Origin of the sequence: Thermus thermamylovorans, assembly GCF_004307015.1 — a bacterium.
GTDB classification, from domain to species: domain Bacteria; phylum Deinococcota; class Deinococci; order Deinococcales; family Thermaceae; genus Thermus; species Thermus thermamylovorans.
This window is the reverse complement of the sequence record NZ_SIJL01000008.1, coordinates 104,878-113,300: the sequence shown is the minus strand read 5'-3', so window position 1 is coordinate 113,300 and position 8,423 is coordinate 104,878. Positions and strand designations below refer to the sequence as shown.

Here is an 8,423-nt window from a genome sequence, read left to right as displayed (position 1 = left end):
ACATGTGTCTGTCCAGGTTCAGAAAGCCTGTTCCCAAGGGAAAGGTGCTATGATGCCTGGCAATGGCCGAGGTCTTCGTGCGGCTCCGGGGAGGGCGATGGCCGCTTTCCAAGGGGCTTCTGGTGGAAGCCCTCCTGCCCTTAGGGGTGCCCCTCGAGGCCGCCCAGGCCGTGGCCCACACCGTGGAGGGAAGGCTTCGGGAGGAAGGGCGCGAGGAGGTGGCCCCCCGGGTCCTCCGCCAGGTGTTCCTGGAGGAGGTGGCCCGGACCCTGGGACAGGAGACGGCGGAAAGGCTCTCCCGCCAAACCCTCCCCTTCGAGGAAATCTTCGTGCTGGAGGGCAAACGGCGGCGCCCCTTCTCCAAGGGCCTCCTGGCCCGGAGCCTGGAGGAGGCGGGCTTCTCCCTCAAGGAGGCCCACGCCCTGGCCCGGGAGGTGGAAAGACGCCTCCGGGAGGAAGGCGTCCGCCAGATCTCCGCCCGCCACCTGGAGGGGGTGGTGGCGGAGGAGGTAGCCCGGGCCAAGGGCAAGGCCGCAGGGCGCCGCTACCTGGAGCGCCAAGCCTTCGCCGGGGAGCTCTTCGTGGAGGAGGAAAGCGGAGAACCCAGGATGCCCTTTTCCAAGGGGATTCTGGCCCAGTCCCTCATGGGGATCGGCCTTTCCCCCGAGGGGGCCTACCGCCTGGCCCGGGAGATGGAAACCGGCCTGCGGCGGCAGGGGATCTCCGCCATCCGGCGCCCGGATCTCCGGGAGCGGGTGTACCGGGCCCTCCTCAAGGAGGCGGGCGAGGAAGTGGCCCGGCGTTACCTGCTCCTCCGCGGCCTGCGGCGGAGCCCCAAGCCCCTGCACATCCTCATCGGCGGGGTTACCGGGGTGGGCAAGAGCGTCCTGGCCTCGGCCCTGGCCTACCGCCTGGGCATCACCCACATCGTCCCCTCGGACGCGGTGCGGGAGGTCTTCCGCGCCTCCTTCTCCAGGGACCTCCTGCCCAGCCTGCACCTTTCCACCTTCGAAGCCTGGAAGGCCCTGCTGCCCAAGCTGGGGGCAGAGGAGAGCCACGAGGCCCGGGTTCTGCGGGGGTTTTTGGACCAGGTGGCCCGGGTGGCGGTGGGCCTAAGGGCCATCCAAGAGCGGAGCGCCTTGGAGGGCACCTCCATCGTCCTGGAGGGGGTGCACGTGGTGCCCCGCTACCTGGACCACCCCTACCGCGAACGGGTCCTCACCGTGCCCATGCTGGTGGTCCTCCAGGACGAGCGGGTGCACCGGGACCGCTTCCTCTTGCGGGACTGGGAAACGGGCCACGCCCGGCCCCAGGAGAAGTACCTGGCCCACTTCGCCGAGATCCGCCTCATCCAGGAGCACCTCTCCCGCTGGGCCCGGGAAGAGGGGGTCCCCGTCATCCCGGGGGAGGACCTGGACGAGGCGGTGGAAAAGGCCCTGGAGGTCCTGGTGGCCTACCTGGAGGCGCAGGGGCTGGAGGCAGCCCATGCTTGAGGCCCTGGGGTTTTTCCTCCTGGTCCTACTGGCCCTGCGCCTGGAAACCCGCTTTCCCCTCCCCGCCCTGGGGGTTTGGCTCAACCTCCTCTGGTTCGTTTACCACAACGAGCTAGGCCCGGGATGGCTGGCCTACCTCCGGGGCCTGGGCACGGGGTTCTTCCTGGCCGCGGGCTACGGTAAGCCCGGCCTGGCCTGGGCCCTCACCCCCTGGCCCCTCCTCCTCTACCTGCGCCTGGACGTGCGGGAGCTCTACTTCTACCTCCCCGCCCTGGGGGAGGGTGCGCTCCTCGGGGGGCTCCTCTACCTGGCGGGCTTCCGCAGGCGGTAGAGCAGGAGGGGGAGCCCCACCCCCAAAAGCCCTCCCAGGAGGAAAGGGAAAGGGTGGCCGAAGAGGAGCTGGAGGAGGAGGAGCAGGGCGTAAAGCCCCAGGAAGAAGGGGACAGGGAAGGGCTTTTCCCCGTAGGCCACCCCCATGGTGCCCACGAAGAGGCCCACCGCCAGGGCCATCCCCTCCTGGCTGGGTCGCAGGAAGAGGAAGAACACATAGGCCGCCACCCCGAGGAAGGCCAGGGCTTGGGAGAGGCGCTGCGGGCTCATCCCTCCCCGACGAAGCGGCGCACCAGGACCTGGGAAAGGGCCAGGGCCACCCCGCCCCAGGCCACCTGGGGCTCCCGCCCCAGAAAGCCCATGACCGCGGCGAAAACCCCCGCCACCAGGAAGAAGGGGACGTACCTGGGGTTCACGGTGAGCCCCAGGACGAAGGCCACCAAAAACCCCGCCACTCCGGAGGGGAGGCTGGCCCCCAGGGCCAGGAAGAGGAGCATGAGAAAAAGGGTGATGGCCCCCGCCAGGTAGTAGGCCCCCGGGAAGGGCTCCTTGCGCCTTTTGCGGGCGTCCTTGGCCTCGGGCATGGGCCAAGCTTATCACAGGAGCCCCGCGGCCTCGGCCACCGCCTCGAGGACCGCGGGCACGGGGGGCAGAAGCCCCGCCGCCTTTTCCGCGGTGGCCGGGTCCTTGAGGCCGTGGCCGGTGAGGGTGAGGACCACCTGGCTTTCCGGCTCCAGGCGCCCCTCCTTTAGGAGCCGCCACACCCCGGCCAGGGCCGCGGCGCTGGCGGGTTCGCAGAAGACCCCCTCCTCCTCCGCCAGGTAGCAGTAGGCGGCGAGGATCTCCCCGTCCGTCACCGCCCCGATGAGCCCCCCGGACTCCTCCTTGGCCCGCACCGCCCCTTCCCAGCTGGCGGGGTTGCCGATGCGGATGGCGGTGGCCAGGGTTTCCGGCTTCTCCACAGGCCGCCCCAGGACCAGGGGAGCGGCACCTGCCGCCTGAAAGCCCAGCATCCGGGGAAGCCTCCTGGCCTTCCCCAGGGCGAAATACTCCTTATAACCCATCCAGTGGGCGGTGATGTTGCCCGCGTTGCCCACGGGGAGGGCGTGGTAGTGGGGCGCGTCCCCCAGCTCGTCCACCACCTCAAAGGCCAGGGTCTTCTGCCCCTCCAAGCGGTAGGGGTTCAGGGAGTTCACCAGGGCCACGGGGTAGGCCTCGGTGAGGGCTTTGGTGAGGGAGAGGGCCTGGTCGAAGCTGCCCTCAATCTGGACGATCCTGGCCCCGTGCACCAGGCTCTGGGCCACCTTGCCCAAGGCCACGTACCCCGCGGGCAGGACCACGACGGCCCGTATCCCCGCCCGGGCGGCGTAGGCGGCGGCAGAGGCGGCGGTGTTCCCCGTGCTGGCGGCGGCCACCGCCCTGGCCCCCGCCTCCACCGCCTTGGACACCGCCAGGGTCATCCCCCGGTCCTTGAAGCTTCCCGTGGGGTTCAGGCCCTCGAACTTGGCGTAGAGGCGGACGCCCTTCCTCCTGGCCTCCTCGGGGCCTTTCAGAGGGATGAGGGGGGTGGAGCCCTCCAGGAGGGAGACCACCGGGGTGCCCGGAGAGACGGGAAGGTGGGCGCGGTAGCGCTCGATGAGGGGCAGGCGCATGGCCCTATGCTTCCCCCAAGGGCGGGAGGGCGTCAAGGGCTAGAAAAAGCCCCTGGGCCAGGGGCTGGAAACCGGGAAGCCCGGGGTCCAAGGGCACCGCCTCCTGGTCCTGGTAGAAGGTTGCCCCCTTCTTGCGAAACACCTCCACCCGGTGCGCGTAAAGGTCCAGGAGGACCACCAGACCCACCCCATTTTTCAGGTAAAGGGCCGCTTTTTCCCGAAGCTCCTCCACGCTTTGGCTCCGGGAACGAACCTCGAATGCGGCACCGGGGGCCAAAGGAGGAAACCCTTCCCGCTCCTCTGGGGTGAGGGCAAGCCAGCGCCCCTTGCGCGCGAAGGCCGCATCGGGGGATGAGGATGGAGCCGTCGGGCAGCTTGAACCCCGTGGAAGCGTGGAAGACCACCCCCAAGGACTGGGCCTCGTTCCAACGGTAAGCTGGCCCAGCGCCGCCCTGCCCATCCTGCCACCTTCGCCGCCCGTAGGGGAGACGAAAAGCCGCCCATCGGCCCCGCGCTCAAACCGCCAGCCGGGTTCGCGCTCCGAAAGGGCCCGGAGCTCCTCATCCCTCACCGGGCGCAGGAGGTCCAGGACAGGCACGCCCTCACCCTACCTCGGGGAAGGGGCTTCCCTCCGCCAGGGGGGGCTGGGCCTGGGGGACGGGCAGGTGGCCGGGGGCCCCCTGGAGGAGGCGGAAGAGGTCGGCGAGGAGGCCGCTGGCCGTGGCCTCACCCCCCGCCCCGGGTCCGGTGACGAAGACCTCGCCCAAGGGGTGCGCCCGCACGAGGAGGGCGTTTCCCCGGGCCCGGGCCAGGGAGTGGTCCTGGGGAAGGCGCCTGGGGGCCACCTCCGCCCGCCAGCGCCCCCCTTTCCCGTAGAGGCTGGCCAAGAGGCGCACCCTTTCCCCGCGGGCCCGAGCTTCTTGGATGTGTTCTGGGGTAAGGCGGGTTATGCCCTGGGTTTCCACCGCGGAAAAGGGGAAGCCGGGGTCCACCAGGAGCCTCGCCAGGAGGGTGAGCTTGTGGGCGGCGTCGATGCCCGCCACGTCCAGGGTGGGGTCGGCCTCGGCGTAGCCCAGGCGCTGGGCCTCGAGGAGGGCCTCCCCGTAGCTTTGCCCCCCTTCCATCCCCTGCAGGATGTAGAGGGTGGTGCCGTTGAGGATCCCGTGGAGCTCCAGAAGCCGGCTTCCCCTGAGGGTCTCCAGGAAGGAGAGGGCCGGGGTGCCCGCCATGACGCTGGCCTCGTGGTAGATGAGCCCCTCCTCGGCGTAGGGGCGCAGGGCTTCCCAGGCTTCGGCCAGGAGGGCCTTGTTGGCGGTGATGAGGGGGATACCGGCCTCCAGGGCGGGGAGGACCAGCCTCAAGGGCGCCTCCACCCCCCCCAGGGCCTCCACCACCACGTCGGCCTCCCGGAGGTCCGGGGGCTCCAGCCGCAGGAGCTCCTGGGGGATGGGGCGCGGCCTGGAGGGGTCCCGGACCAGCACGCCCAAGAAGCGGGGGGAGAAGCCCAGGGCGTGGAAGTCCGCCAGGCGTTCCTGGACGAGCCCGTAAAAGGCGCTCCCCACGGTGCCCCCGCCTAAAAGGGCGATCCTCAGGGCTTCCATGGGGGGATTATAGCCCCCAGGCACCGCGGCGGGGGCCCCAAAAGCTTAGGCTAAGGGAGTGGACCCCAGGGGCCTCCTGGAGGAGGCGGCGCGGGAACGGGGACTGGGGGTGGCCTGGGCTCCCCTGGCTCCCCTGGAGGAAGCGGAAGGGCGCTTTCGGCGCTGGCTGAAGGCGGGGAGGCATGGGGGCATGGCCTACCTGGAAAGGGGGGTGGCGGAGCGCTTCCGCCCCCAGGCCCGCTTCCCCTGGGCCAGGGGCGCCCTCCTCCTCTTCGCCCCCTACGCCTACCCCGACCCCGGGGTGCCCAGGGGGGGCCTCCGGGTGGGCCGGGTGGCCCGCTACGCCTGGGTGCGGGACTACCACCGCCTCCTTGGGGAGGAGCTCGGGCGCCTGGAAGCCCTGGCCCGGGAGCTTGGGCTTCCCGCCAAGGGCTACGTGGACCACGGCCCCCTTCCCGAACGCACCCTGGCCCTCCTCTCGGGCAAGGGTTGGATCGGAAAAAGCGGCATGTTCCTCTCCCAGGGCTTGGGCGTCCACGCCTTCATCGGCGTCCTCCTCACCCCCCTGGAGGTGGAGGCCCCCCTGCCCCACCCGAACCGCTGCGGGCGGTGCGCCCGCTGCCTTGTGGCCTGCCCCACGGGGGCCCTCCTGGGGGACGGCACCCTGGAGGCGGGGCGCTGCGTGAGCTACCTCACGGTGGAGCACCGGGGCTTCATCCCCCCGGGGCTCTGGCCGGGGGTAGGGGACTGGCTCTTGGGATGCGACGGGTGCACGGAGGTCTGCCCGTGGGAAAGGTTCGGCAGGGCCTGGCGGGGCTTCCGCCCCGAGCCCGAACTGGCCCACCCCGACCTCGCGGAGTTCTTCCGCCTTTCCGGACGCGCCTTTCAGAGAAAATACGGGGACACCGCCTTCGCCCGGCCGGGAAGGGCCCGCATGGCCCGGAACGCCCTCATCGTCCTCAGCAACCTGGGCCTGGGGGAGGGGCTGATGCGGGAGGCGGCAGGGGACCCCAGCCCCCTGGTGCGCCGCACCGCCCTCCACGCCCTCCACCGGGCGGGCCTGGGGATCGAGGGCTTCCTGGGGGACCCCGAGGCGGGGATCCGGGCCGAGGCCCTAGCCCTGCTGGGGGAAGCGCCCAGTGCGGTAGACCTTCTCCAGAACCGGGGGCAGGCCCCAGGCCCGGAGGTCGAAGAGAAGGGGGCCCAGGTCGTAGGGAACCTTGAGGAAGCGGACCTCGAGGCTCTCCGTGTCCAGGACCATGGCGTCGGCCCCCGGCTCCCCGGAGAGGCTTAGCCCCGCGCTCCCCGGGTCGGCCAGCAGCCCCGCCCCCACCCGACGGGCCAGGGGCAGGTGCCGCCCCCCCAGGAGGGCAATGCGGGCCCCGTAGCGCTCCAGGAGGGGCAGAAGGGCGCTGAAGGGGCCCAGGAGGTCCGGGTGTTCCTCGGGCCTGCCCGGGGTGCCGTGGGAGGCCACCAGGCGCCCCTGGCCCAGGCCCTTGCGGTAGGAAAGGCGCAGGGAGCGCAGATAGCCGAGCTCCCTTTCGGAAAGCTGGCTCCGGGTCCACGCCAAGGTGGCCTTCCCCACCCCCTCGGGCAGGTCCCCCGGCAGGGGGTAGGCCACCCGCAGGTCCCAGGCCCCGGCCAGGGCGGGGAGGCCCTCCTTGATGAGGCGGCCCAACACCTGCTTGGGGTGGGGACCGTAGCCCACCAGGTCCCCCAGGACCAGGACCTCGTCCACCCCCTCGCGGCGCAGGGCCTCGAGGGCCGCCTCCAGGGCGGGGAGGTTGGCGTGGATGTCGGAAAGGACGCCCAGGCGCATGGCCCCATTCTGCCATCCCTTCCAGGTTTTGGGAAATCTCAGGGAGGGCGGGTATGGTATGGGGGTGCGGCCCCTCCTCCTGGGCCTCCTCCTGGCCCTCACCCTGCCCCCCTTCCCCTTGGGCTTCCTCGCCCCCCTGGTCCTGGCCTTCCTCCTCGGGGGAGGGTTCCGCACCGGCTTCTTGTCAGGGCTCGGCTTCTGGGGCCTCCACCTGGTATGGCTCCCCCAGAGCTTCACCGCCCTCTTCGGCCCCTGGGGGGCGGTGCCCTTCCTACCCCTGGTCCTCCTCAAGGCCCTCTCCTTCGGCCTCCTCTTCGCCCTCACCCCCACCCCCCTGGCCCGGGTGGGGGGGTGGGTTCTCCTGGAGTGGCTCACGGAGAGGGGGGCCCTGGCCTTCCCTTGGGGCTTCCTGGGCTACGCCCTCCTGGAGGCCCCGGGAAGGCTCCTCGCCGCCCTCGGGGGGGTCTACCTCCTTTCCCTGGTGGTCCTCCTCTTCGCCTGGGGGTTCCAGCGGCGGCTTTGGGCCCTCCTCCTCCCCTGGGGGCTCCTCTGGCTCCTCCCCCTGCCCCAGGCGCCGGGGGAGGAGCGGGCCCTCCTGGTGCAGGGGAACATCAACCCCCTGCAGAAGGTGCACGGGGAGCTGGAGGAGGCCACCTACCTGCGCCTCACGCAGGCGGGCCTGGAGGCCCACCCCGAGGCCCGGCTTGTGGTCTGGCCCGAGACCGCGGTGTGGCGGATTCCCCAGGGGACCGCCGAGATCCTGGAGGGGCGCTTCCTCCTCACCGGCCTCAACCTCTTCGGCCCCAACCGGGCCGTCCTCTACGGGGAGGAGGGGATCCTGGCCCACTACGACAAGACCCGCCTGGTGCCCTTCGGGGAGTGGTTCCCCTTCCGGGAGGGCCTGGGGGGGGTCTACGGCTTCTTCTTCCGGGCCTTCGGCCTGGAGGGGCTCACCGACCGCATCCCAGGGGAAAGGACGGCGCCTTTGGGCCCCTACGGGGCCATGATCTGCTACGAGTCCGCCTTCCCCTCCGTGGCCCGGGCCCTGGCCCGGGAGGGGGCCAGGGCCTTGGTGCTCCTCACCAACGACGCCTGGTTCGGCCCCTCCTTCGGGGGGCGGCAGCACTTCGCCCTGGGGCGGCTGCGGGCGGTGGAGACGGGGCGCTGGCTCCTCCGGGCGGGGAACGACGGGATCACCGCCAGCATCGACCCCCTGGGCCGGGCGGTGGCCGAAATCCCCTCCCACCGGGAGGGCTACCTCCTGGCCCCCTTCGCCTTCCGGGGAGGGCAGACCCCCTACGTGCGCTACGGGGACTGGGCGGTGGGCCTGGCGTTGACGCTTTTCCTCCTGGGGCTTATCCTTAGGGAGCGCAGGCCGGGGTGGCGGAACCGGTAGACGCGGCAGACTCAAAATCTGTTGCCCGCGGAGGGCGTGCGGGTTCGAGTCCCGCCCCCGGCACCAAAGGGCCAAGCCCCTGGGCTTGGCCTTGATTTTTCTGGGGAAGGGCCACGGGGGCTTTTAAAAAGG

Annotated in this window: 9 protein-coding genes, 1 tRNA gene and 1 pseudogene; 5 read left to right on the top strand and 6 right to left on the bottom strand. The window is 71.3% G+C overall.

Features of this window, described 5'->3' with window-relative positions; translation table 11 throughout:
- The first annotated feature begins 62 nt into the window (after positions 1 to 62).
- Together ETP66_RS07695 and ETP66_RS07690 are read left to right on the top strand one after the other, a co-directional pair.
- A complete protein-coding gene (locus ETP66_RS07695) occupies positions 63 to 1,493 on the top strand; it encodes an ATP cone domain-containing protein (RefSeq protein ID WP_130842053.1) in 1,431 nt (476 codons plus the stop codon).
- Positions 1,486 to 1,824, top strand: a complete 339-nt coding sequence (locus ETP66_RS07690) for a hypothetical protein (protein WP_130842052.1) — start codon at positions 1,486 to 1,488, stop codon at positions 1,822 to 1,824. Before ETP66_RS07695 ends, ETP66_RS07690 begins: the two co-directional genes overlap by 8 nt.
- Here ETP66_RS07690 and ETP66_RS07685 read toward each other — a convergent pair.
- From ETP66_RS07685 to ETP66_RS07665, 5 genes are read right to left on the bottom strand one after another with little or no spacing between them, the layout of a single operon-like run.
- A complete protein-coding gene (locus ETP66_RS07685) occupies positions 1,797 to 2,093 on the bottom strand; it encodes a hypothetical protein (protein WP_130842051.1) in 297 nt (98 codons plus the stop codon). The genes ETP66_RS07690 and ETP66_RS07685 overlap by 28 nt on opposite strands.
- Positions 2,090 to 2,407 carry a hypothetical protein gene (locus ETP66_RS07680; RefSeq protein WP_130842050.1) on the bottom strand — a complete coding sequence of 106 codons (318 nt, stop codon included), beginning with the start codon at positions 2,405 to 2,407 and terminating at the stop codon, positions 2,090 to 2,092. Before ETP66_RS07680 ends, ETP66_RS07685 begins: the two co-directional genes overlap by 4 nt.
- 12 nt (positions 2,408 to 2,419) lie before the next feature.
- Positions 2,420 to 3,475 carry a threonine synthase gene (gene thrC, locus ETP66_RS07675; protein ID WP_130842049.1) on the bottom strand — a complete coding sequence of 352 codons (1,056 nt, stop codon included), beginning with the start codon at positions 3,473 to 3,475 and terminating at the stop codon, positions 2,420 to 2,422.
- A 4-nt stretch (positions 3,476 to 3,479) separates the two neighbouring features.
- Complete coding sequence (locus tag ETP66_RS07670; RefSeq protein ID WP_236630133.1) at positions 3,480 to 4,046, bottom strand: Uma2 family endonuclease; 567 nt, start codon at positions 4,044 to 4,046, stop codon at positions 3,480 to 3,482.
- A gap of 31 nt (positions 4,047 to 4,077) precedes the next feature.
- Positions 4,078 to 5,076, bottom strand: a complete 999-nt coding sequence (locus ETP66_RS07665; RefSeq protein ID WP_130842047.1) for a homoserine dehydrogenase — start codon at positions 5,074 to 5,076, stop codon at positions 4,078 to 4,080.
- Between the two features lie 58 nt (positions 5,077 to 5,134).
- Between ETP66_RS07665 and queG the strand changes: the two genes are divergently transcribed.
- Positions 5,135 to 6,370, top strand: a complete 1,236-nt coding sequence (gene queG / locus ETP66_RS07660) for a tRNA epoxyqueuosine(34) reductase QueG (RefSeq protein WP_201738505.1) — start codon at positions 5,135 to 5,137, stop codon at positions 6,368 to 6,370.
- 9 nt (positions 6,371 to 6,379) lie between these two features.
- Here queG and ETP66_RS12200 read toward each other — a convergent pair.
- Positions 6,380 to 6,895 (bottom strand): annotated as a pseudogene (locus ETP66_RS12200) (metallophosphoesterase family protein); the annotation flags it as partial.
- 64 nt (positions 6,896 to 6,959) lie between these two features.
- On the opposite strand from ETP66_RS12200, the gene lnt reads away from it, so the two are divergent.
- Together lnt and ETP66_RS07645 are read left to right on the top strand one after the other, a co-directional pair.
- Positions 6,960 to 8,291, top strand: coding sequence for an apolipoprotein N-acyltransferase (gene lnt / locus ETP66_RS07650; RefSeq protein WP_130842045.1), 1,332 nt, complete (start codon positions 6,960 to 6,962; stop codon positions 8,289 to 8,291).
- A tRNA-Leu gene (locus ETP66_RS07645) sits at positions 8,270 to 8,357 on the top strand. The genes lnt and ETP66_RS07645 overlap by 22 nt, the downstream gene beginning before the upstream one ends.
- The last annotated feature ends 66 nt before the right edge of the window (positions 8,358 to 8,423 follow it).